This window comes from Paracoccus everestensis (assembly GCF_021491915.1).
Lineage (GTDB): Bacteria > Pseudomonadota > Alphaproteobacteria > Rhodobacterales > Rhodobacteraceae > Paracoccus > Paracoccus everestensis.
Map to the genome: position 1 here is coordinate 2711293 of NZ_CP090836.1, position 20050 is coordinate 2731342.

Below are 20050 nucleotides of genomic sequence, written 5' to 3' on the forward strand. Positions count from 1 at the left end.
GCAACCGTGCTTGGACGATCAGCGCAGGATTGGCGGGCCTTTGGGACGCGGCGCAGGCTCGGGCTCCTCGGGCGGCGTCAGGTCAAAGCGCAGGATCCCTGCGGGCAGGGTGGCGTCGGTAAAGCTGACATCGACGCCCCCGGACTGGGGCGGCAGGAAGGCCAACGCCTCGGCCAGGGCCTTGGCGATGGCGGGCTGATGGGCGGGATCGGCGCCTGCGATCAGGACGACATGGCCGTCCCCCGCCCCGGCCAGGGCGGCGCCCGCGATCAGCCCGTGCATATCGGCCAGGCGTTCGGCCAGGGGCTGGGCCAGGGTTTCGACAACGGCGGGCGCGGGCGCGGTCAGGCGCAGCCGGGCGTCCGTTGGTTCGGGGGCGGCCGCAAGGGCACTGGTCAGCCAATCCAGCATCGCGGCGTCCAGCAGCATTTCCGACGGATGGCCCGGATTGACCAGCAGCCCCGCGCCTTCGGATTTCAGCAGCCCCGCCAGCACCCGCCCCGGCATCGCGGCATAAGCCACGGGGCCGCCCAGAAAACCGGCCAGCCGATCCTCGGCGTCGCAGGCAAGCGCCACGGGGCCGGCGTCCAGCGGGAAGATCCGCAGGTCCACCCGGTCGCCCGCAGGCTCGGTCACCAGGGCCACGGCCAGTTCGGTGTCGGCCAGCCGGGACAGCATCCGCGCACGCTGCGGTGCATCGGCGTCGTGAAAGGGAACCGGGGCAAGGTCGTCAAGCGCGGTCATGGCGGGCCTTCATGCTGCGTGAACGGGCGTGGCCCTGCCCTAATCGCGCGACGGCGCCCCGACAAGCCCAAGCTGACGCAAGCGTGATTCCGCATGGACGCGCAGCGCGCACATATACCCCTTATGAACCGACGCACCCTTTTGCTGACAGCCAGCCTGTCCCCGCTGCTTGCCGCGCCCGCCATGGCACGGACGGACCTTGCGCCGGTCCTGGAGGATGCCGCGCGGCTGGAAAACCTGCGCGCCGTCGCCATCTGGCGGGGCGGACAGGAAATCGCCGCCCGCGGCTATGGCGGCTTTACCCCGGACAGTCCCACGAACATCAAGTCCGCGTCAAAGTCGATCATCTCGGCCCTTGCGGGCATCGCCATCGACCGGGGCGATCTGGAAGGCCCCGGCCAGCCCATCGCGCCGATCCTGCAAGACCAGCTGCCCGACGATCCCGACCCCCGACTGGCCACGGTGACGCTGGGCAACCTGCTGTCGATGCAGGCGGGGCTGGAACGCCAGTCGGGCGCAAATTATGGCGCCTGGGTCAGCAGCCGCAACTGGGTGCGCGCCGCCTTGGCCGCGCCCTTTACCCAGGATCCGGGCGGACGGATGCAGTATTCGACGGCCTCCACGCATCTGGTGTCGGCGATCCTGACGCGGGTAACGGGCCGGTCCACGCTGGAGCTGGCGCGCGACTGGCTGGATGCAGTGCCGGGCTTTGCCATTACAGGATGGGAGCGCGACCCCCAGGGCATCTACCTGGGCGGCAACCAGATGGCGATGAGCACGCGGTCCCTGCTGGCCTTTGGCGCCCTGTATGCGGACGGGGGCCGCGCGGGCGGACAGCAGGTCGTGCCCCAGGCGTGGATCGAGCAAAGCTGGCAGACGCGCACCGCGTCCATCTTTACCGGCCAGGGCTACGGTTATGGCTGGTTCATCGGACAGGCCAGCGAGCGCCCGGTAAGATACGGCTGGGGCTATGGCGGGCAGATGATCTATGTCTTTCCGGCGACGGGTCGCCAGCCTGCGGTAGCCATCGCCATGACCTCGGACCCCGACCAGCCATCGGCGCGCACGGGATACCGCAACGACCTGCACATGCTGGCCGACCGGATCATCCAGTTGCTGTAGGGTGCGGGCTTGCACGCACCGTACCCACCGCCGTCAGTCGATGATATCGGCCGCCTGGAAATTGCCCAGGTTGCCCAGCAATTGCCCGATCAGCGAAATTTCGGTCACGCTGCCTTCGGTCACGCGGCGCGACAGGGTGACGACACGGCCGCGTTCCAGCCCGAAGCGTTCGACATTCGTGACGGTGCCGCCGGGCGCAAAGGACACGGCCACGACCTCCCGGCTGACCTCGCGCGGTTCCAGGGCACCGAAATGCCGCCAGCGGGATCCGACGTAATACCAGCCCGAACCGGTCAGCAACCCCTGGGCCGAGGGACGGCCGATCAGGCCCGCCAACTCGTCCACGGTGGTCTGGCCCACGACGACCTGGGACAGATCCTCGGGCGCGGGGATGAAGCCGTGGTTGCGATAAACCGGCGCGCAAGCCGAAAGGCCAAGAACGGCCAGGAAAGCCAGGATCACGATATTCCTGATGGCTGTCATTCCGTCTTTCCTTTGCAAGGGGCTGTTGACGCGGCCCGCCCGGCTTAGCAAACTCGGGCACCGCGCTCAAGAATGACAATCCTGTCGGGGATTTGCCGCCGGTTGCCGGTGCCGTTCCCCTGGACAACATGACACGAAGGCCCGCCATGACCACCCCCAATCCGCAGCCCGAACGCCTGCGCGTGGCGCATCTGAACGCGCGCGCGCCCACGCCCTTTTCGCTGACACCCGATGCGGACCGCTGCGCCGCCATCGCGGCCGAGCTTGGGATCAGCGGCCTGTCCAAGCTGACATTCGCCGGAGAGATTCGCGCCGAAGCGGGCGAGGCCTGGGCGCTGACGGGCCAGTTGCGCGCCCGCGTCACCCAGCCCTGCGTCGTCACCCTGAGGCCCGTGAAGACCGCCCTGGACGAGCCGGTCGAGCGGCATTATTCGCCCCATGTGACTGCCCCCGAGGGGGACGAGGTGGAAATGCCTGACGATACGCTGGAACCCCTGGGCCAGTTCATCGACCTCGCCGCCGTGATGATCGAGGAACTGGCTCTGGCCCTGCCCGAATACCCCCGCGCCGAGGGGGCGGAACTGGGCGCCGCGCCCCCGGACCCTGCCCCCGACACCCGCCGCCCCTTCGAAGGGTTGGACAAGTTGCTGCGCGGCCGGGACACGGATCAGGGATGATTCCCGGATGCAAAGCGTTGCGCGGGGGCCACATCGGACAAGGATTCCTGCGACAAGGCGTCCTTGACGCTGGCGGAAACCCGGCGCCCTGGTGCAATTAGCCCTGCCTGCCCCAATGCTAGGGGTTGCGGGCAGGTCCGTCATGGCGTATCTGCGCGGTTCATTTTCGAATTCAAATCCCCGGGGTGCGCAGGACGCCTGCGCGTCGCACCCCATACAAGCCCGAGGTTGTGACATGGCTGTCCCTCAGAATCGCGTTACCCGGTCCCGCCGGAACATGCGCCGCGCCCACGATGCCCTGGTCGCCGGCAACCCGAACGAATGTTCGAACTGCGGCGAGCTGAAGCGTCCGCACCACGTTTGCCCGTCCTGCGGCCATTATGCCGACCGCGAGGTCGTGGCCCAGGCGAACCCGACCGACCTGGACGACGACGCGGCCTGATCGGGCTTGGCATTCGCGCCAGATGACCGTTCGTGACGTGATCCCGCCTGCCACGCCCGCCCCCGGCCACGAGGGCAGCGTGGTGATTTCGGTCGATGCCATGGGCGGTGATCGCGGCCCGGCGGCGGTTGTCGCGGGAATGGCTGAAAGCGCGTCCAAGAACCCGGAAATCCGGTTCATCGTGCATGGCGATGAAGCAGAGCTTCGCCGCCTTGTCGGTCGCCGCAAGGATCTGGCGGGACGCTGCGATATCCGCCATGCCGGGGGGGTCGTCTCCATGGACGACAAGCCCAGCCAGATCGTGCGCAAGGGCGATGGTACATCCATGTGGTCGGCCATCGAATCGGTCAAGACGGGCGAAGCGGGCGCTGCCGTCAGTTGCGGCAATACCGGCGCGCTGATGGCCTTGTCGATGCTGCGCCTGCGCAAGCTGCCGGGCGTGAACCGCCCCGCCATCGCCTGCCTGTGGCCGTCGCTGAACCCCCAGGGCTTCAACATCATGCTGGATGTGGGCGCCGATATCCGCGCCGATGCCCATGATCTGCTGCAATATGCGCTGATGGGCGCGTCCTATGCGCGCAACGGCCTGGGCCTGACACGGCCCCGCGTCGGTCTGCTGAATGTCGGGACCGAGGAACACAAGGGCCGGGCGGAACTGAAGCAGGCCCAGGATATGCTGGCGTCTGCGGCCGATGCCGGCCAGTTCGAATACATGGGCTTCGTGGAAGGCGGCGACCTGCCATCGGCGCGCGTGGATGTGATCGTGACGGACGGCTTTACCGGCAACATCGCCTTGAAGACGGGAGAAGGCACGGCCAAGCTGGTCGGCACCCTTCTCAAGGACGCATTCGCGAATTCGATCATGTCCAAATTTGCCGCCGTGCTGGCGATGACATCCCTCAAGCGCCTGCAAAAGCGGATCGACCCGCGCCGCGTCAATGGCGGAATTTTCCTGGGCCTGAACGGCACGGTGATCAAGTCGCATGGATCCGCCGATGCCACCGGCGTTTCGGCAGCGATCAAGCTTGCCTTCCAACTGGCGAAATCCGGTTTCCAGGACCGGCTGGCCGCCCGCGTGGCCCAGGGCGCCGCCGCATCCGTGACAACCGGCCCCCAGAACGAGGCTGCATCGTGACCTTGCGATCCGTGATCCGGGGCACCGGCCATTACCTGCCTGACAACGTGGTCGAAAACAGCTGGTTCGAGGACAAGCTGGACACGACCGACGAATGGATCCGGTCGCGCACCGGGATCGAACGGCGCCATTTCGCAGCCGAGGGCCAGGCCACCAGCGACATGGGCCTGCGCGCGGCCCGCGCGGCGCTGGACAAGGCGGGATTGCGTCCCGACGACATCGACGGGATCGTGCTGGCGACCTCGACCCCTGATTATACCTTTCCGGCCTCCGCGACGATGATCCAGCACGGTCTGGGCATGACCCACGGCTTTGCCTATGACGTGCAGGCGGTTTGCGCGGGCTTTGTCTTCGCGCTCGCCAATGCCGACGCGATGATTCGCGGCGGCCTGGCCAAGCGCGTCCTGGTCATCGGGTCCGAGACCTTTTCCCGCATCATGGACTGGACCGACCGGGGCACCTGCGTGCTGTTTGGCGACGGCGCGGGCGCGGTCGTGCTGGAGGCGCAGGAAGGCGCCGGCACCAGCGACGACCGGGGCATCCTGTCCTGTGACCTGAACAGCGACGGCCAATATCGCGACCTTTTGTATGTCGATGGCGGCGTCGGGACCACCGGCACGGCGGGACAATTGCGGATGCAGGGCAACCTGGTGTTCCGCCATGCCGTCGAAAAGCTGGCCAAGACCGCGCATATCGCCTTGGACAAGGCCGGGCTGGCGCCTTCCGCCGTGGACTGGCTGGTGCCGCACCAGGCCAATGCGCGCATCATCACGGCCACCGCGCAAAAGATGGGCCTGCCGATGGACAAGGTGATCCTGACGGTCGCCGATCACGGCAATACCTCGGCCGCGTCCATTCCGCTGGCGCTGTCGGTGGCCGATGGTCAGGACCGCTTCGCCCCGGGCGATCTCATCGTGACCGAGGCGATCGGCGGCGGCCTCAGCTGGGGATCGGTCGTTCTTCGCTGGTAGGCGGCTATTTCAACTGCGAATCCTTGCTGGCCCGCCGGTTGATCCCGCCTGCGGGACGCCAGGCGCGGTCACGGTCGGCCTGGCATTCCACGCATAATTGCACCCCCGGCAGGGCCATGCGCCGCGCCTCGGGAATGGGTTCGTCGCAGTCGATGCAGACCAGGGCGCTGTCCCGGGCAGCCTTGACCTGTCCGGCACGCAGCCGGGCGCGGGCCACCGCCTCGGCCGTGCTGATCTCGATCTGGTCGTTCACCGCGTCGTCGCGCGCCCATCCACCGGCCATGTCCTGTCCTCCGTGATCCTGAAAAGATAGGATGCCGCAGCCAGGTTGCAACGCCGCCTGCCTTGCGGCCCCGGGGGATCGGAACGAAATCCTCCTGCTTCTCGTTGACAGGGGGCGTGAATCCAACCATCCTAGTGATATAAAAGGGGAAAACTCATGGGTGAGAAGACGCTGACTCGGATGGATCTTGCGGAAGCCGTTTTTCGGGATGTCGGCTTGTCGCGTCATGAATCCGCCCAGCTTGTCGAATCAGTCCTGGACCATATTTCCGACGCCCTTGTGAACGGCGAACAGGTGAAGATTTCGTCCTTCGGAACCTTCAGCCTGCGCGACAAGAACGAACGCATCGGCCGCAACCCCAAGACGGGCGAGGAGGTGCCGATCACCCCCCGCCGCGTCCTGTCCTTTCGTCCTTCGCACCTGATGAAGGATCGCGTGGCGGCGGGAAACAAGGGCTAGAGGCGTCCGGACTGAATGACAAAAGGCGCAGACGCATTCCGGTCGATCGGCGAAGTCGCAAACCTTCTGGGCGTGGCGCCTCATGTGCTGCGCTATTGGGAAACGCAGTTTCCGCTGCTCAAGCCGATGAAGCGTCCCGATGGGCGGCGCTATTACCGCCCCGATGACGTGCGGCTGGCGGCGGGCCTTTGCACGGTGCTGCGCGACGAAGGGCTGACCATCCGGGGCGCCAAGATGCTGCTGGCCCGCGACCGGGGCGCCAGCTTGCGCGAACGCGGGTCGCTGCGCCTGGCCGATTTGCCCGAACCGGATGGCGAACCCGATGAAACCGTTCAGGACAGGCCCCGGGACAACGACCCGATGTTCCATGGGGGGCCGAAATCGCGCCATCGCAGGCGCCGGATCAGCCCCGCCGGAATGCCGGCAGAGGATCGGGGTCCGCATGACTGGCTGGGCCGGCTGGTTGCCGTGAATGCCCGGCTGGGCGCGCTTCGGCCCGAAGATCCCGCAGCCCTGCGTGGACGGCAGGCCTTGTCGCACCTGCGCGACGGCCTGGGGCGGTTTTGCTGACAGATCCGGCATGTGGTTCGCAGATTTCCGCATTGCGGCCCTTGTGCAGCCGGGCCGGATCGCTTTATACGATGCGCGTCGGGCCGTGGCGCAGTCTGGTTAGCGCGTCCGTCTGGGGGGCGGAAGGCCGAGAGTTCGAATCTCTCCGGCCCGACCATTTCGAAAACGCCCATCCCTGTTCCGGGGTGGGCGTTTTCGCATCAAAGGTTTCGGCATGAACGGCGTTCTTCCCGACAGCGGCATCCGCACCCTGATCCAGTCCAACGCCATCACGGCCGATCCTGCGATCATCCCCGACCAGATCCAGCCTGCGTCGCTGGATTTGCGCCTGGGAACGGTCGCCTATCGCTTGCGCGCCAGCTTTCTGGCGGGGCGCGGACACAGGGTCATGGACCGGCTGGCCGATGTCCAGATGCACCAGATGGACCTGTCTGGCGGCGCGGTGCTTGAACGCGGCTGCGTGTACCTGATCCCGCTGATGGAACATATGTCGCTGCCTGAAGGGCTGACGGCTGTGGCCAATGCCAAGTCCTCGACCGGCAGGCTGGATCTTCTGACCCGGCTGGTGGCCGACGGGGGCACTGAATTCGACCGCCTGCCCGAAGGCTATGACGGCCCGATCTATGCGGAAGTCTGCCCGCGCAGCTTTTCGGTCCTGGTCCGCCCGGGAATGCGCCTGAACCAGTTGCGGCTGCGCCAAGGCCAGGCGGTGCTGTCAGACAGCGAATTGAGCGACCTGAACGCCCGCGAACCGCTGGTTGGCGGCCAGGCGTTGATCGACAATGGCCTGGGCTTTTCCGTCGATCTGAAGCCTGCCAGTGGCAATCTGGTCGGCTATCGCGCGCGCCCGCACAGCGGGGTGATCGACCTGGACCGGATCGGCGCCTATGAAGCCGCTGAATTCTGGGACGAACTGCGCACGACTCAAGGCCGCCTGATCCTGGATCCCGGCGCCTTCTATATCCTTGTCAGCCGTGAATCGGTGGCAATTCCCGCCGATTACGCGGCCGAGATGGCCCCCTATCTGGCCATGGTGGGCGAATTTCGCGTCCATTACGCGGGCTTTTTCGACCCCGGCTTCGGCATCGGCGACACCGGCACCGGCGCACGCGGCGTGCTGGAGGTCCGATGCCACGAAGCGCCCTTTGTGCTTGAACACGGCCAGGTCGTGGGCCGCCTTGTCTATGAGCGCATGGCCGCGCGCCCGGACCGGCTTTATGGGGCGGGCATCAAGTCGAACTATCAGGGACAGGGCCTGAAGCTTGCCAAGCAGTTCCGCTGAACGGCGGCTTTCTTGCCTTGGCTGAAATATCCTCTGGGGGTCCGGGGGGCGAAGCGCCCCCGGCCTTGGGGGGCTACAGCACCCCCGATTGCCACAGCTTCACCTTCAACCCGCCATGCGCCACGACCGGCCCCGATTCCAGCGGCAATCCGGTCGCCTTGGCCAAGGCCCCGTCGGTGGTCACGATCCCCACCCGCCAGCCTTTCAGGCGTTCCCGAAACACCTGCCCCATCGCCGCGTGCAGCCCGAACAGCGGCCCCTTGTTGCCGATGCGCGCGCCATAGGGCGGGTTCACGATGACGATGCCGGGCGCGCAGTCAGGACGCGTCAGATCGCCAATGGCCCGACAGTCAAAGCGGGTCAGGCCCTCTATCCCTGCCCGTCCCGCATTCTGGATGCTCATGCGGATGGCGCCAGCGTCGCGGTCGCTGCCAAGGAACTGCGCGGGCGCCGGGCGGGACACCACCGCGGCGCGCATTCCATCCCAGGCGGCAGGGTCAAAAGTCGCAAGCTGCTGAAATCCGAACGCGCGGCTGCGGCCCGGGGCCATGCCCGCCGCGATCTCGGCGGCCTCGATCACAAAGGTTCCCGACCCGCACATCGGATCCAGCACCGGCTGGCTGCCATCGAAGCCCATTTCCCGCAGAAACATCGCGGCCATGGTTTCCCGCATGGGCGCCTTGGCAACGGCTTCCTTGTGGCCGCGCTTGTGCAGGGATTCTCCGGTCGTATCCAAGCTGAGGGTGACAAGATCATCCTCGATCCGCGCCTTTACCACCACCGTGGCGTCAGCCGCGATCGGCGCGCCCAGTTCCTCGGCGATAGCGCGTTCGATGCGCTGCGTGGCCGCACCCGCGTGATAGATGCGGCTGGCCTTGCAGGTGGCTTCCACCCGGACGGGTGCATCGGGCCGCAAGACCGAACCCCAGGGGAACTTCCGCGCACGCTTGTCCAGTTGCGCCAGATGCATCGCGCGAAAGCTGCCCACCCGCGCCAGAACCCGCGTGGCCCCGCGCAGCCACAAGTTCGCGCGCCAGACATCCGGCCAGCCGCCGGTGATCGTCACGCCGCCCGGCTGCACGACCGGCTGCCAGCCCAAACCGGCAACCTCGGCCGCTAGTGGCGCTTCCAGGCCCGGCGTCGCCACCAGGAAAATCTCGAATCTGTCATCCATCGCGCAGCCCTAGCCCGGCTGCGCCGGAAAGGCGAGTGTCAGCGCCCGATGCGGCGGGTCAGCCGGGCGGCCTGACGGGCGCGCTTGACAGCCGTGCGCATATCCCGGGCCTGCTTGGCCGAAACCGGCGCGGGCTTGCCCCCGGACTTTGCAATCCGGTCGATGCCCTTGTTGATGCCCCAGTTCATGGCGCGGCGGCTGACCATGCGGGTCAGCATATGGATGATCCGGTTCAGGCCCATGCGGTCATTCGTCCTTGGAAACACAGTCTGCGGGTTGGGTTGCACCCATATCATCATCCCCATCCTGCGGCACAAGGGGCAAGACCAGCCCGTCAGCAGGAGGACGCGATTCCAGCAGCCCCGCCGCCCGCAATTCCGCAAGCCCCGGCAGGTCGCGTGCGGATTCCAGGCCGAAGTGGTCCAGGAATGTTTCCGTCACCACGAATGTCGCGGGCCGCCCGGGGGTCATGCGGCGGCGGCCGATGCGTACCCATTCCATCTCGATCAACTGGTCCAGGGTGCCGCGGGACACGGCCACGCCCCGGATTTCCTCGATCTCGGTGCGGGTGACGGGCTGGTGATAGGCGATGATGGCAAGCGTCTCGATGGCGGCGCGCGACAAGCGGCGCTGTTCGACGGTTTCCGTCTGCATCAGGAAGGACAGGTCGGGGGCGGTGCGAAACGCATATCCGTCGCCGATCCGTTCCAGCACCACGCCCCGCCCGGCATAGGTCCGTCCCAAGGCCGCAAGCGCCTGCACCGGATCACAGCCGGGGGGCAGGCGATCCGACAGGTCACGCAACGTCAGGGGCTTGCCGGATGCGAACAGGATGGCTTCCACCATGCGTTCCTGGTCCGCAAGGGACGGCGGGAACAGGTCAGGCTGGGGATCGGCAGGTTGGGTCACGGGGTCTCGGACGTGTCGGATTTGCGCCGAAAGCGGATCGGCGCGAAGGGATCGGACTGGCGTATCTCGATCCGGCCCTGCCGCGCAAGTTCCAGCGAAGCAGCAAAAGTCGCCGCCGTGGCCGACCGACGGCGCGTGCCTTGCGTCCCCCAGCCATCCGGCAGAAAGTCGGACAGATCGGTCCAGTCGCCCACATATCCGATCATCCCGCGCAGCCGGTCCAGGGCCTGTTCCATCGTGAACACGTCCCGGCGATCAAAGGCATAGGGGCGGAATTCGCTGCGCGTCTTCAACCGGGCATAGGCACGCATCAGGTCGATCAGCCCCGCCCGCCATTCGGTGCGCCGCGTCCTGGCCACGGTCTCCGGCGTGCCGCGCGGAAATCGGCTGATCCCCAGCCGGTCGCGGGCCATCAGTTGCGCCGCCGCCTGCCGCATCGCCCCCAGCCGTTCCAGTTGAAAGGCCAGATGCGCGGCCATGTCCTCGGCCGACGGTCCCTCGGCCTGGGGGTCGGGGGGCAGCAGCAGGCGCGATTTCAGAAAGGCCAGCCAGGCCGCCATGACCAGGTAATCGGCGGCAAGTTCGATCCGCAGCGTACGGGCCTGTTCGACAAATGCCAGGTATTGTTCCGCCAGATGCAGGACAGAGATCTTCATCAGGTCGACCTTCTGCACCCGGGCCAGGGTCAGCAGCAGATCCAGCGGGCCTTCATAACCGTCCAGGTCGACGATCAGCGTTTCATCCCCGCGCCGCTGCGCGACGTGGTCTGCCTCGGGGACAGGCCTCAGGTAGGGGACATCGCTGATGGTGCGGGCCACGGTGTGTCTTTCAGTCATGGGGCATCAAAGTCGGCGCTGCCCAGGCCGGAGTCAAGCGGGCAGCGTTGCGGGGGGCGTTCCGCCCCCGTCCCCTTCGGGGACTCCCCCCGAGGATATTTTCGTGAAGAAGAAGCGTCAGGCAGTGGCCCCTGCGAGGCTGTGCCATTCCGCCATCAACGCGCCGGGGTCGAGTTCCTGCGGCAGGCGGCGCTGCGCCAGGGCGGCATCGGCGCGGCGTTGGGCATCTGGCGACATGGCGCCTGCGGCTTCGACCACCGGTTCCATGTCCGCAACCGTGCCGTTGCAATGCAGCACCAGGTCGCAGCCAGCGGCAATGGAGGCCGTCGCCCGTTCGGCTTGTGTTCCCGACAGGGCGTTCATGGTGATGTCGTCGGTCATCAGCAGACCGTCAAAGCCGATCCGGTCGCGGATCAGGCCGATCATCCGGGGGGATGCCGTGGCCGGGGCGTCGTCCAGGGCCGTAAAGCGGATATGCGCGGTCATGCCCATCGGCAGGTCGCGCAAGGCATGAAAGGGAGCAAAGTCCAGGACTTCCAGGTCTTCCACCGCAGCCGCGACAATGGGCAGGTCGTGGTGGCTGTCGGCGATGGCGCGCCCATGGCCCGGCAGATGCTTCATCACCGGCAACACGCCTGCGGCCAGCATCCCGTCGGCGCCTGCGCGGCCAAGAACGGCAACCGTGGCAGGGTCCGTGCCGAGGCAACGGTTGCGCAGGAACGGATGGGTGTCGGCCTGCGCCACGTCCAGCGTGGGGGCGCAGTTGCTGTCGATCCCCACGGCCCGCAGTTCGCGTCCGATCAGGTGATAGCGCAGCCACATCGCGCGCGGCCCGGCAGCCGCCTGATCCAGAGGCGCGGGCCAGTCGGCCCAATGGGGCGCGCGCAAACGCTGCACCCGTCCGCCTTCCTGATCGACGGTGATCACCGCATCGCGGCCCACCGCGTCACGCAGATCACCCGTCAGGCGGCACAACTGATCGGGGCTTTCGACATTGCGCCCGAACAGGATAAAGCCCCAAGGGTCGGCCGCGCGGAAAAAAGCCCGCTCGGCCGCCGTCAGTCTGGTCCCGGCGATGCCGCCGAGGATCGTGGCGTTGGCAGCCATCAGTTCAAGGCAAGGCAGTCCGTGCCCGCCGATTTCAGCGCGGCGCAGAACTGGCGTGCCTCGCCCAGCGAATCGAAGCCCGAGACGCGCAGCCGCCAGAAGGTGCGTCCGTTCGACTGGTGCTGCTGGATCACCTGCTGCTTGCCGCCAAAGACGACGTGCTTGTTCATCAGGCGGTTCCATTCGCTGGCCGCGATGGAATCGCTGTCAAAGGCGCCCAACTGGACCTGCGGGCCGCTGGCCTGGGACACCGGCGCGGGCGCAGGTGCCGCCTCGGGCCGCGCCTCGGCGGCAACGGGACGCGCATCGGTCGCGGTTGTCCCGGCCGAGGCCACGCGGGTGCTGCGCGGGCGCGGCGTGGGCCGGGGGGATGCGGTCAGCACGCCGGGATTGGCTTGGGCCTGGGCCTGGACCAAGGCCTCGGTGATGGCGGCGGCCTGCGCGGGCGCGCCATTTTCGTCGGTCAGCGCCTCGTTCACCGGGCCTTCGCTGGCGGGGGCGTCGATGATCGTGGCGTCCTGCACGGCGCTGTCGGCCAAGGCCAGGCGCTGCGCCTCGGCCTGGGCTTCCGCCAAGGCGCGCGCTTCGCTATCGGACAAGGGCAGGACAGGTTCGCCGTCAAAGCTGAGCGGCGTTTCGGATACGACCGAAGGCTGGCGGGACGTGGCGCCAAGCTGGCCCATCGCCACGTCTTCGTCCGACAGACCGACCGGCGCGGGGGCAATGGCCACCTGCTGGGTCGGCTGGTGGTCGATCCCCTCGGCCACGGTATTGACCGCATAGCCGGTATAGTTCGTCAGCTCGCCGCCGGGATCGGACGGAGTGGTGCGCGCATCGCCCGTGATGGCGCGGATCACCGGCACGCCCGACACGTCGCGCGACACCAGTTGCCATCCCCAGACCATCAGCCCGACCATCAGCACAACCGAGGCGACCGCGCCCAGGTAATGCGTCAACCGCGCGAACCGGGCGGTCAGGCTGTCGTTGCCCTGAGGGTCCGACGCCGATCGCGCCCCGTCCCGGTGCGGCTGGTCGTCCCGGCCGCCCCCTTCATAGGAAAATTCGCGCTTCACCTTGTGCCGCGAGAAAACATAGCCGCCTTCGCGGAAATCCATCACTGCCATAGCCTGCCTGCCTGCCGGTTGATCCGACTTGAACTTGACTGCCCGTTCCGACCGGTGGGGGCGCTTTGTGAAGTCAGCGCATTTCCTTGACCGGCGTGACCCCAAGGATAGCGAGACCACATGAAATAACAACGCCAACTGCACGCACCAGCGCGATTTTTGCTTGCGACGTGTCCGGATTGCCATCTTGCACAAAGCGCAACGACGGATCGTCATTGCCGCGGTTCCAGAGCGAATGCAGGTCAGATGCGATGTCGTACAGGAAAAAGGCGATGCGATGCGGTTCATGCGCACGGGCCGCGTGTTCGACCAGGCGCGGCCATTCGGCGACTTTCCGCGCCAGATCCAGCTCGGCCGGATGGGAAAGCTGTGTCAAATCCGCCGATGCCAGGACCGAATCACCGACCTCGATCCCCGAATCAGTTGCCCGGCGCAGGACGGAATGAACCCGCGCGCTGGCGTATTGGACATACCAGACCGGGTTGTCCTTGGACTGTTCCAGAACCTTGGCAAAATCGAAATCCAGCGCCGCGTCGTTCTTGCGCGTCAGCATGATAAAGCGCGTCACGTCGGCGCCCGCCTCCTCGACCACGTCGCGCAGGGTGACGAATGTGCCCGCACGCTTGGACATCTTGAACGGCTCGCCGTTCTTGAACAGCTTGACCAGTTGGATCAGCTTGATGTCCAGCGGCACCCGGCCGTTCGACAAGGCCGCGACCGCCGCCTGCATCCGCTTGACATAGCCGCCGTGATCGGCGCCGAATACGTCGATCAGCTGGTCGAAGCCCCGGTCGATCTTGGACCAGTGATAGGCAATGTCGGGCGCGAAATAGGTCCAGGCCCCGTCCGACTTCTGGATGGGCCGGTCCACGTCGTCGCCATGGGCGGTGGACCGGAACAAAAGCTGCTCACGCTCCTCCCAATCCTCGTGCAGTTTTCCCTTGGGCGGCTCCAGCACGCCGCGATAGATCAGGTCCAGCGACCGCAACCGCTCGATCGCGGCCTCGATCTGGCCGGTGCCGTAAAGTGCCTTTTCGCTGGAATAAACATCCATGCGGACGCCCAGTGCCGCAAGATCGCCGCGGATCATCTCCATCATCGCCAGGATGGCGAAATCGCGCACCTCGTCCAGCCATTCGCCTTCGGGCCGATCCAGCAGACGGGTGCCGTACTTGTCCTTCAGCGCCTCGCCCACGGGGATCAGGTAATCGCCCGGATAAAGCCCTTCGCGGATTTCGGGTTCCAGGCCATTGGCCTCGCGGTAACGCTCGTATGCCGACCGGGCCAGCACGTCGACCTGTGCGCCGCCGTCGTTGATATAGTATTCGCGCGTCACCTCGTGGCCCGAAAACGCCAGCAGGTTCGCAAGCGCATCGCCAAAGACGGCGCCGCGCACATGGCCCACGTGCATCGGGCCGGTGGGATTGGCGCTGACGAATTCGACATTGACCTTTTGCCCCGCGCCGATATCCGAGCGTCCAAAGGCATCCCCTTCGCGAATGGCGGTGCCGACGACGCCCTGCCAGACGGCGGGGGACAGGCGCAGGTTCAGGAACCCCGGTCCCGCGACTTCGGCCGCGGCAATGCGCGGATCGGTCAGGCGGGCGGCCAGGCGCTCGGCAATGTCGCGAGGCTTCATCCCGGCGGGCTTTGCCAGCACCATCGCGGCATTGGTGGCCATGTCGCCATGGGCGGGATCGCGCGGCGGTTCGACCGCGACATTGCCAAAATCCAAACCCTCGGGCAATTCGCCCGCCTGCATCATCTGCTGCAACGCGGCCAGCACGACGCCGCGCAGATCGGTGAATAGGTTCATCATCGCTTTCCTGACTGTCCGGTGCCGGTTATCGCCTGGGGCGGGGTTTGGTCAACACAAAGCCCGAAAACCTGCATTTTTCGTAAGGTTTCCGGGGCGAAACATTGACGTGGCGGTCCACTTGGTCTAAGTCGCTGCATGGTTCGCATCCGGCGGGCCGACTGAAGGGGCGTGCGAGTCTGCGTCCCATTGCAGGCCGCAGCAGCCACCCGGGCGACGCGGCAATGGAACGCCACGCGCCGGCCTGCCGCCGCGCAAGCCTTGGAAAGCCCCCGAATGACGAAATTCTCCGATCTCAAGCTCGATCCCAACGTGATCAAGGCCATCGCCGAGGCCGGGTATGAAACGCCGACGCCTATCCAGGCCGGCGCCATCCCTCCGGCCCTGGAAGGCCGCGACGTTCTGGGGATCGCGCAGACCGGCACGGGCAAGACGGCAGGCTTCGTGCTGCCGATGATCACCCTTCTGGGGCGCGGACGCGCGCGTGCGCGGATGCCGCGCAGCCTGGTCCTGTGCCCGACCCGCGAACTGGCGGCCCAGGTGGCCGAGAACTTTGACACCTATGCGAAACATACCCGCCTGACCAAGGCGCTGCTGATCGGCGGCGTGTCCTTTGGCGAACAGGACAAGCTGATCGACCGGGGCGTGGACGTGCTGATCGCCACGCCGGGCCGGCTGCTGGACCATTTCGAACGCGGCAAGCTGTTGCTGACCGGCGTGCAGATCATGGTCGTGGACGAGGCCGACCGGATGCTGGACATGGGCTTCATCCCCGATATCGAACGCATCTTCCAACTGACGCCCTTTACCCGCCAGACGCTGTTCTTTTCGGCCACCATGGCGCCGGAAATCGAACGCATCACCAACACCTTCCTGCACGCCCCCGAACGGATCGAGGTCGCGCGCCAGGCCACCACAAGCGAAACGATCACCCAGAAGCTGGTCGAACTGACCCCCACCCGCCGCGACATGGCCGCCAAGCAGAAACGCGACCTGCTGCGCGCGCTGATCGACGCCGAAGGCCCGGAAACGGAAAGCGGCGGGCTGAAGAACGCCATCATCTTCTGCAACCGCAAGACCGACGTGGATATCCTGGCCAAGTCCCTGGCCAAGCACGGCTATGACGCGGCGCCGATCCATGGCGACCTGGACCAGAGCCACCGCACCCGCACCCTGGAAAGTTTCCGCGAAGGCAAGCTGAAATTCCTGATCGCCTCCGACGTGGCGGCGCGGGGCCTGGACATTCCGGCGGTCAGCCATGTGTTCAACTATGACCTGCCCTCCCATGCCGAGGATTACGTCCACCGCATCGGCCGCACGGGCCGGGCGGGCCGCCTGGGCAGCGCCTTCAGCATCGCCACCCCGTCGGACGAGAAATATCTGACCGCCATCGAAAACCTCGTGAAACAAGCCCTGCCCCGTGTTCCCTTGCCCGAAGGCTTCACCTTGTCCGACACAGACCGCAACGCGGGCCGCGATGACCGCCGCCCCGCCCGCGACAAGACCCGCGGTCGCGACAAGGCCCGTGGCCGCGACGAAATCCGCAGCCGCGACGACGAACGGCGCGAACCCCGCGAAGAGCGCGCCGCCGAGCCTGTCGCGCGCGAGGAAACCCGCCGCGAACCCGTCCGCGAGGAACGCAAGGAGGAACGGCGCGAGGATCGCGGTCACGAGCGCCGGGAAGAACGGCGCGACGACCGCCGCGATCAGGGCCCCGAACGCCGTGGACGGCGCGACAACAATCGCGGTCCTGCGGTGATGGGCATGGGCGATCATGTCCCGGAATTCATGCTGGTGGAACTGCGCCGCGCCCTGGCCTCGACCTCGCAGGACAGCGACGAACGTGCCCGGCCGGCGGAACCTGTCCAGCCGGTCGCGGCAGACAGCCAGGCCGACAAGCCGCGCCGTGGCCGCAACCGCCGCAAAAAGCCCGAGGCCCTGGCAGAAACTGCCGTCGTGGAAAGCCCGGTCGATACGGCCGCGCTCGAAGATGTGCAGGAAAGCCCGGCGCCTGAAACGCCGGCCAACGATCCTGTGGCGGAACAGGCCCCTGAGGCTTCGACGCCCGCTGCAGGTCCAGTGGCCGATCCCGCCACTGATCCCGTGGCGGAGGAAACGCCCAAGCCCAAGCGCACCCGCCGCAAGAAGGCCGAGGCAGACAGTCCGGCCGAGGCCAGCGAAACCCCGGCCGAGCCTGCGGAAAAGCCAAAACGGACCCGCCGCAAGAAAGCTGAAGCCCCCGCGGATGCCCCGCCGGCCGAAGCAGAAGCCGCGCCCAAGCACAAGCGCACGCGCCGCAAGAAAGCCGACCAGGCGGCCCCCGAAGCGCCCGCCGACAAGGCCGAGGCCGAGGCCTGAGCACAGCCGATGCGCGGCCGTCCGCCCCTGCGGCAGCTTTTGGCCCCGCTTGCGCTTGGCCTGATCGCGGCGCTTGGCCTGGCACCCTTTGACATCTGGATCGCCACGCCCTTGGCCTTGGCGGTCCTGATCCGGCACGTCGCGGGGTCGGGCGGGGTCTTCTGGCCCCTCTTGGCTGCGGGCTTTGGCTGGTTTGCCTTGTCGATGTCCTGGATCGTCGAGCCGTTCCTGGTCGAACCTGACATCTATGGCTGGATGGCCCCCTTTGCCCTGGTCATGATGGCCGGGGGCGGGGCGCTGTTCTGGGCAATCCCCGCCACCTTTGCCACGCGCCTGACCCCCCTCGGGCCGCGCCGGGCCATTGCGATTGCCGCATCCCTGGTGCTGTCCGACTGGCTTCGGGGCTGGATCTTTACCGGCCTGCCCTGGGCGCTGATCGGCCATGCCTGGATCGACACGCCGGTGGCGCAGGCTGCCGCCTGGACCGGCGCCATCGGGCTGAGCGCGATCACCTTGGGACTGGCGGTCCTTCCCTCGCTGATCCGCCCCTTGCCTGCCGCTGCGGTGGCCTTGACGCTGGCCGGCGGGCTGTGGGCGGCAGGGCAGGCGCGGCTGGCGCAACCGCTGCCTGCCGATACCCCCACGATCCTGCGCATCGTCCAGCCTAACGCCGAACAGCACCTGAAATGGGATCCCGAATGGGCCGCGATCTTTTTCCAGCGGTTGCTGGACCTGTCTGCGCAACCGGGACAGCGCGATCTGGTCATCTGGCCCGAAACAGCGGTGAACTTCCTGCTGGAGGACGCAGGCCCTGTCCTGCCCGCCATGGCCCAGGCCGCAGGCGCACCCCTGGTCATGGGCATCCAGCGTCGCGACGGCAGCCGGTTCTATAACAGCCTGGCCACGCTGAACCCCGATACGACTATCGGCGCGCTGTATGACAAGTTCCACCTTGTCCCTTTCGGCGAATACATGCCTTGGGGCGATGCCCTGTCACGGATCGGCATCACCGCCTTTGCAGCGCAACAGGGCAACGGCTACTCCTCCGGCTCCGGCCCATCGATCATGTCCGTGCCAGACCTGCCTTCCTTCCAGCCGCTGATCTGCTACGAAGCGATCTTTTCCCACCACCTCCGGGGCCTTGACGGCCGCCCGGCCTGGCTGCTGCAAGCCACCAACGACGCCTGGTTCGGCCAGTTCTCCGGTCCCTACCAGCACCTCACTCAGGCCCGGCTACGCACGATCGAATCCGGCCTGCCGCTGGTCCGCGCGGCCAATACCGGCATCAGCGCGGTCATCGACCCCCATGGCCAAGTCCGCCAATCGCTCGGCCTGGGGGTGGAGGGAAAAATCGACGCGGCCCTGCCTGCCGCACTGCAGGAAACCGCCTGGATGACATGGGGCAATGCGCCTGTCGTCCTGTTCGCCTTATTGGTCCTTCTTGCGGCGACGTTGCCCCGCAAGCGCCGTTGACCGCGTCTTCTTCACTCAAATATCCGCGGGGGAGGCCGCGCAGCGGACGGGGGCGGCAGCCCCCTGCCCGGCCTCAGTCCTTGAAGAACCGGCTGTCCTTGACCTGATCCCAGGCCCAGACCACCTCGGACAGGCGATCCTCGTCCGACCGGTCGCCGCCATTCATGTCGGGATGCAGGTCTTTCACCAACGACTTGTACTGCTTGCGGATCTCGGCCCGGGTCCAGTTGTCCTTGGCTTCCAGGATATCCAGGGCCTTGCGTTCAGTGGGCGGCAACTTGCGGCTGGCCTTGGCGCGGGCCTCGGGGGCAGTGCCATTGGCGCCCAGAATCTCCAGCGGGTCGCTGACGCCGTGGCGCGCCCACTTGTCCTCGGCCGCGGCGCGCCCAAAGGGCTTGGTGGGACGTTCCCAGACGGTGGCGTTGTCGATGAACTGCTGGAATTCTTCCTCGGACTGGCCCTGGAAGTAATTCCAGTTCGCATTGTATTCGCGGACATGGTCCTTGCAGAACCAGAAATAGTCGTCCAGATGCCGGGGGTTCTTGGGCGCGCGATATTGGCCGGGTTCGTCGCAGCCCTGCTTGTCGCAGATGCGGGTCGAGGTCTCGAAGGCGCCCGACATACCGCGACGGCCCTTGTTCTTGCGCTTCTTGTCCTTCGCGGCCGAAATGTCGAAGCCGAACGGGTCGTTACTGCTCATCCTGGGGCACCTTTGCGACTCGGAGGCGGCAGTTTAGGGTTTTTGACGCGACATGAAAGGTCTTGACGGATGATTGCAGATGAAATGCGCGAAAGGCTGGGCGCGCTGACCCCCACCCGGCTGGAGGTCATCGACGAAAGCGAAAGCCATCGGGGCCATGCCGGATACCGCGATGGCGGGCAGACTCACTTCCGCATCCGCATGGCCAGCCCCGCTTTCGCCGGCCTTGGGCGCGTGCAGCGCCACCGGCTGGTCCACCAGACCTTGGGCGACATCGTGCCGCGCATCCATGCCCTGGCGCTTGATCTGACGGATGCCTAGGCGTTAGCGCCGACAGGCTTGCCGCTGCAGCGGGTGGGGCGTAAGACCCGTCCAAGCTGTCGCA

At 66.8% G+C, this 20050-nt stretch carries 21 protein-coding genes, 1 tRNA gene and 1 pseudogene; 12 read left to right on the top strand and 11 right to left on the bottom strand.

From position 1 onward, the window contains the following. Nucleotides 1-18 precede the first annotated feature (18 nt). Nucleotides 19-744 (bottom strand): SseB family protein, encoded by a 726-nt coding sequence (locus tag LZ585_RS13530; protein ID WP_234854054.1) that lies wholly within the window; start codon nucleotides 742-744, stop codon nucleotides 19-21. A 123-nt stretch (nucleotides 745-867) separates the two neighbouring features. On the opposite strand from LZ585_RS13530, the gene LZ585_RS13535 reads away from it, so the two are divergent. Next, on the top strand, nucleotides 868-1866 hold the full coding sequence (locus LZ585_RS13535; RefSeq protein WP_234854055.1) for a serine hydrolase domain-containing protein: 999 nt from the start codon (nucleotides 868-870) through the stop codon (nucleotides 1864-1866). A 33-nt stretch (nucleotides 1867-1899) separates the two neighbouring features. On the opposite strand, the gene LZ585_RS13540 is transcribed toward LZ585_RS13535, so the two are convergent. Beyond that, nucleotides 1900-2349, bottom strand: a complete 450-nt coding sequence (locus LZ585_RS13540; protein WP_234854056.1) for an outer membrane protein assembly factor BamE — start codon at nucleotides 2347-2349, stop codon at nucleotides 1900-1902. A 146-nt stretch (nucleotides 2350-2495) separates the two neighbouring features. Here LZ585_RS13540 and LZ585_RS13545 point away from each other — a divergent pair, with 146 nt between their 5' ends. The 4 genes from LZ585_RS13545 to LZ585_RS13560 all read left to right on the top strand — a co-directional run bounded on the left by LZ585_RS13545 (nucleotide 2496) and on the right by LZ585_RS13560 (nucleotide 5574). Beyond that, nucleotides 2496-3026, top strand: coding sequence for a YceD family protein (locus tag LZ585_RS13545; protein ID WP_234854057.1), 531 nt, complete (start codon nucleotides 2496-2498; stop codon nucleotides 3024-3026). Between the two features lie 235 nt (nucleotides 3027-3261). Continuing rightward, nucleotides 3262-3468, top strand: a complete 207-nt coding sequence (gene rpmF, locus LZ585_RS13550) for a 50S ribosomal protein L32 (protein WP_234854058.1) — start codon at nucleotides 3262-3264, stop codon at nucleotides 3466-3468. Nucleotides 3469-3490: 22 nt separating this feature from the next. Continuing rightward, a complete protein-coding gene (gene plsX / locus LZ585_RS13555; RefSeq protein WP_234854059.1) occupies nucleotides 3491-4603 on the top strand; it encodes a phosphate acyltransferase PlsX in 1113 nt (370 codons plus the stop codon). Next, on the top strand, nucleotides 4600-5574 hold the full coding sequence (locus LZ585_RS13560; RefSeq protein WP_234854060.1) for a beta-ketoacyl-ACP synthase III: 975 nt from the start codon (nucleotides 4600-4602) through the stop codon (nucleotides 5572-5574). Before plsX ends, LZ585_RS13560 begins: the two co-directional genes overlap by 4 nt. A 4-nt stretch (nucleotides 5575-5578) precedes the next feature. Here LZ585_RS13560 and LZ585_RS13565 read toward each other — a convergent pair whose 3' ends face one another. After that, nucleotides 5579-5857 carry a DksA/TraR family C4-type zinc finger protein gene (locus LZ585_RS13565; RefSeq protein WP_234854061.1) on the bottom strand — a complete coding sequence of 93 codons (279 nt, stop codon included), beginning with the start codon at nucleotides 5855-5857 and terminating at the stop codon, nucleotides 5579-5581. Nucleotides 5858-6013: 156 nt separating this feature from the next. On the opposite strand from LZ585_RS13565, the gene ihfA reads away from it, so the two are divergent. The 4 genes from ihfA (at nucleotide 6014) to LZ585_RS13585 (ending at nucleotide 8168) form a co-directional block, all read left to right on the top strand. Then, entirely contained in the window at nucleotides 6014-6316 is a 303-nt protein-coding gene (gene ihfA, locus LZ585_RS13570; protein WP_234854062.1) for an integration host factor subunit alpha, read from the top strand. 15 nt (nucleotides 6317-6331) lie between these two features. Then, nucleotides 6332-6886 (top strand): MerR family transcriptional regulator, encoded by a 555-nt coding sequence (locus LZ585_RS13575; protein ID WP_234854063.1) that lies wholly within the window; start codon nucleotides 6332-6334, stop codon nucleotides 6884-6886. 79 nt (nucleotides 6887-6965) lie between these two features. Then, nucleotides 6966-7043, top strand: a tRNA-Pro gene (locus LZ585_RS13580). Between the two features lie 57 nt (nucleotides 7044-7100). Beyond that, nucleotides 7101-8168, top strand: a complete 1068-nt coding sequence (locus tag LZ585_RS13585) for a 2'-deoxycytidine 5'-triphosphate deaminase (RefSeq protein WP_234854064.1) — start codon at nucleotides 7101-7103, stop codon at nucleotides 8166-8168. Between the two features lie 73 nt (nucleotides 8169-8241). Here the strand turns inward: LZ585_RS13585 and LZ585_RS13590 are convergent, their stop codons facing one another. The 7 genes from LZ585_RS13590 to argS form a co-directional block, all read right to left on the bottom strand. Next, nucleotides 8242-9342, bottom strand: coding sequence for a THUMP domain-containing class I SAM-dependent RNA methyltransferase (locus LZ585_RS13590; RefSeq protein ID WP_234854065.1), 1101 nt, complete (start codon nucleotides 9340-9342; stop codon nucleotides 8242-8244). Nucleotides 9343-9380: 38 nt separating this feature from the next. Then, entirely contained in the window at nucleotides 9381-9584 is a 204-nt protein-coding gene (locus LZ585_RS13595; RefSeq protein ID WP_234854066.1) for a hypothetical protein, read from the bottom strand. Nucleotides 9585-9588: 4 nt separating this feature from the next. Then, nucleotides 9589-10188, bottom strand: coding sequence for an SMC-Scp complex subunit ScpB (scpB, locus tag LZ585_RS13600; protein WP_234855843.1), 600 nt, complete (start codon nucleotides 10186-10188; stop codon nucleotides 9589-9591). A gap of 59 nt (nucleotides 10189-10247) precedes the next feature. Then, the gene (locus LZ585_RS13605) at nucleotides 10248-11087 is read right to left on the bottom strand and encodes a segregation and condensation protein A (protein WP_234854067.1); all 840 of its coding nucleotides are present in this window, start codon (nucleotides 11085-11087) and stop codon (nucleotides 10248-10250) included. A gap of 117 nt (nucleotides 11088-11204) precedes the next feature. Beyond that, a complete protein-coding gene (locus tag LZ585_RS13610) occupies nucleotides 11205-12194 on the bottom strand; it encodes a glycoside hydrolase family 3 N-terminal domain-containing protein (RefSeq protein ID WP_234854068.1) in 990 nt (329 codons plus the stop codon). Then, the gene (locus LZ585_RS13615; protein ID WP_234854069.1) at nucleotides 12194-13309 is read right to left on the bottom strand and encodes an SPOR domain-containing protein; all 1116 of its coding nucleotides are present in this window, start codon (nucleotides 13307-13309) and stop codon (nucleotides 12194-12196) included. The genes LZ585_RS13610 and LZ585_RS13615 overlap by 1 nt, the downstream gene beginning before the upstream one ends. Before the next feature lie 82 nt (nucleotides 13310-13391). Then, entirely contained in the window at nucleotides 13392-15134 is a 1743-nt protein-coding gene (gene argS, locus LZ585_RS13620) for an arginine--tRNA ligase (RefSeq protein WP_234855844.1), read from the bottom strand. 276 nt (nucleotides 15135-15410) lie between these two features. On the opposite strand from argS, the pseudogene LZ585_RS13625 reads away from it, so the two are divergent. Further along, nucleotides 15411-17027 (top strand): annotated as a pseudogene (locus LZ585_RS13625) (DEAD/DEAH box helicase); the annotation flags it as partial. Nucleotides 17028-17501: 474 nt separating this feature from the next. Further along, nucleotides 17502-18965 (top strand): apolipoprotein N-acyltransferase, encoded by a 1464-nt coding sequence (lnt, locus tag LZ585_RS13630; RefSeq protein ID WP_234854070.1) that lies wholly within the window; start codon nucleotides 17502-17504, stop codon nucleotides 18963-18965. Between the two features lie 73 nt (nucleotides 18966-19038). Here lnt and LZ585_RS13635 read toward each other — a convergent pair whose 3' ends face one another. Beyond that, nucleotides 19039-19665, bottom strand: coding sequence for a J domain-containing protein (locus tag LZ585_RS13635; protein WP_234854071.1), 627 nt, complete (start codon nucleotides 19663-19665; stop codon nucleotides 19039-19041). 69 nt (nucleotides 19666-19734) lie between these two features. Here LZ585_RS13635 and LZ585_RS13640 point away from each other — a divergent pair, with 69 nt between their 5' ends. After that, nucleotides 19735-19986 carry a BolA family protein gene (locus tag LZ585_RS13640; protein ID WP_234854072.1) on the top strand — a complete coding sequence of 84 codons (252 nt, stop codon included), beginning with the start codon at nucleotides 19735-19737 and terminating at the stop codon, nucleotides 19984-19986. Nucleotides 19987-20050: the final 64 nt, after the last annotated feature.

What these genes read in the sequence shown, in the direction of transcription:
- LZ585_RS13595 (WP_234854066.1), bottom strand. Translation starts at nt 9,584, where the DNA reads ATGGGCCTGAACCGGATCATCCATATGCTGACCCGCATGGTCAGCCGC.
- LZ585_RS13640 (WP_234854072.1), top strand. Translation starts at nt 19,735, where the DNA reads ATGATTGCAGATGAAATGCGCGAAAGGCTGGGCGCGCTGACCCCCACC.
- LZ585_RS13545 (WP_234854057.1), top strand. Translation starts at nt 2,496, where the DNA reads ATGACCACCCCCAATCCGCAGCCCGAACGCCTGCGCGTGGCGCATCTG.
- LZ585_RS13565 (WP_234854061.1), bottom strand. Translation starts at nt 5,857, where the DNA reads ATGGCCGGTGGATGGGCGCGCGACGACGCGGTGAACGACCAGATCGAG.
- scpB (WP_234855843.1), bottom strand. Translation starts at nt 10,188, where the DNA reads ATGGTGGAAGCCATCCTGTTCGCATCCGGCAAGCCCCTGACGTTGCGT.
- argS (WP_234855844.1), bottom strand. Translation starts at nt 15,134, where the DNA reads ATGAACCTATTCACCGATCTGCGCGGCGTCGTGCTGGCCGCGTTGCAG.
- lnt (WP_234854070.1), top strand. Translation starts at nt 17,502, where the DNA reads ATGCGCGGCCGTCCGCCCCTGCGGCAGCTTTTGGCCCCGCTTGCGCTT.
- rpmF (WP_234854058.1), top strand. Translation starts at nt 3,262, where the DNA reads ATGGCTGTCCCTCAGAATCGCGTTACCCGGTCCCGCCGGAACATGCGC.
- plsX (WP_234854059.1), top strand. Translation starts at nt 3,491, where the DNA reads ATGACCGTTCGTGACGTGATCCCGCCTGCCACGCCCGCCCCCGGCCAC.
- LZ585_RS13585 (WP_234854064.1), top strand. Translation starts at nt 7,101, where the DNA reads ATGAACGGCGTTCTTCCCGACAGCGGCATCCGCACCCTGATCCAGTCC.
- LZ585_RS13605 (WP_234854067.1), bottom strand. Translation starts at nt 11,087, where the DNA reads ATGACTGAAAGACACACCGTGGCCCGCACCATCAGCGATGTCCCCTAC.
- LZ585_RS13540 (WP_234854056.1), bottom strand. Translation starts at nt 2,349, where the DNA reads ATGACAGCCATCAGGAATATCGTGATCCTGGCTTTCCTGGCCGTTCTT.
- LZ585_RS13590 (WP_234854065.1), bottom strand. Translation starts at nt 9,342, where the DNA reads ATGGATGACAGATTCGAGATTTTCCTGGTGGCGACGCCGGGCCTGGAA.
- LZ585_RS13610 (WP_234854068.1), bottom strand. Translation starts at nt 12,194, where the DNA reads ATGGCTGCCAACGCCACGATCCTCGGCGGCATCGCCGGGACCAGACTG.
- LZ585_RS13635 (WP_234854071.1), bottom strand. Translation starts at nt 19,665, where the DNA reads ATGAGCAGTAACGACCCGTTCGGCTTCGACATTTCGGCCGCGAAGGAC.
- LZ585_RS13530 (WP_234854054.1), bottom strand. Translation starts at nt 744, where the DNA reads ATGACCGCGCTTGACGACCTTGCCCCGGTTCCCTTTCACGACGCCGAT.
- LZ585_RS13575 (WP_234854063.1), top strand. Translation starts at nt 6,332, where the DNA reads ATGACAAAAGGCGCAGACGCATTCCGGTCGATCGGCGAAGTCGCAAAC.
- LZ585_RS13535 (WP_234854055.1), top strand. Translation starts at nt 868, where the DNA reads ATGAACCGACGCACCCTTTTGCTGACAGCCAGCCTGTCCCCGCTGCTT.
- ihfA (WP_234854062.1), top strand. Translation starts at nt 6,014, where the DNA reads ATGGGTGAGAAGACGCTGACTCGGATGGATCTTGCGGAAGCCGTTTTT.
- LZ585_RS13615 (WP_234854069.1), bottom strand. Translation starts at nt 13,309, where the DNA reads ATGGATTTCCGCGAAGGCGGCTATGTTTTCTCGCGGCACAAGGTGAAG.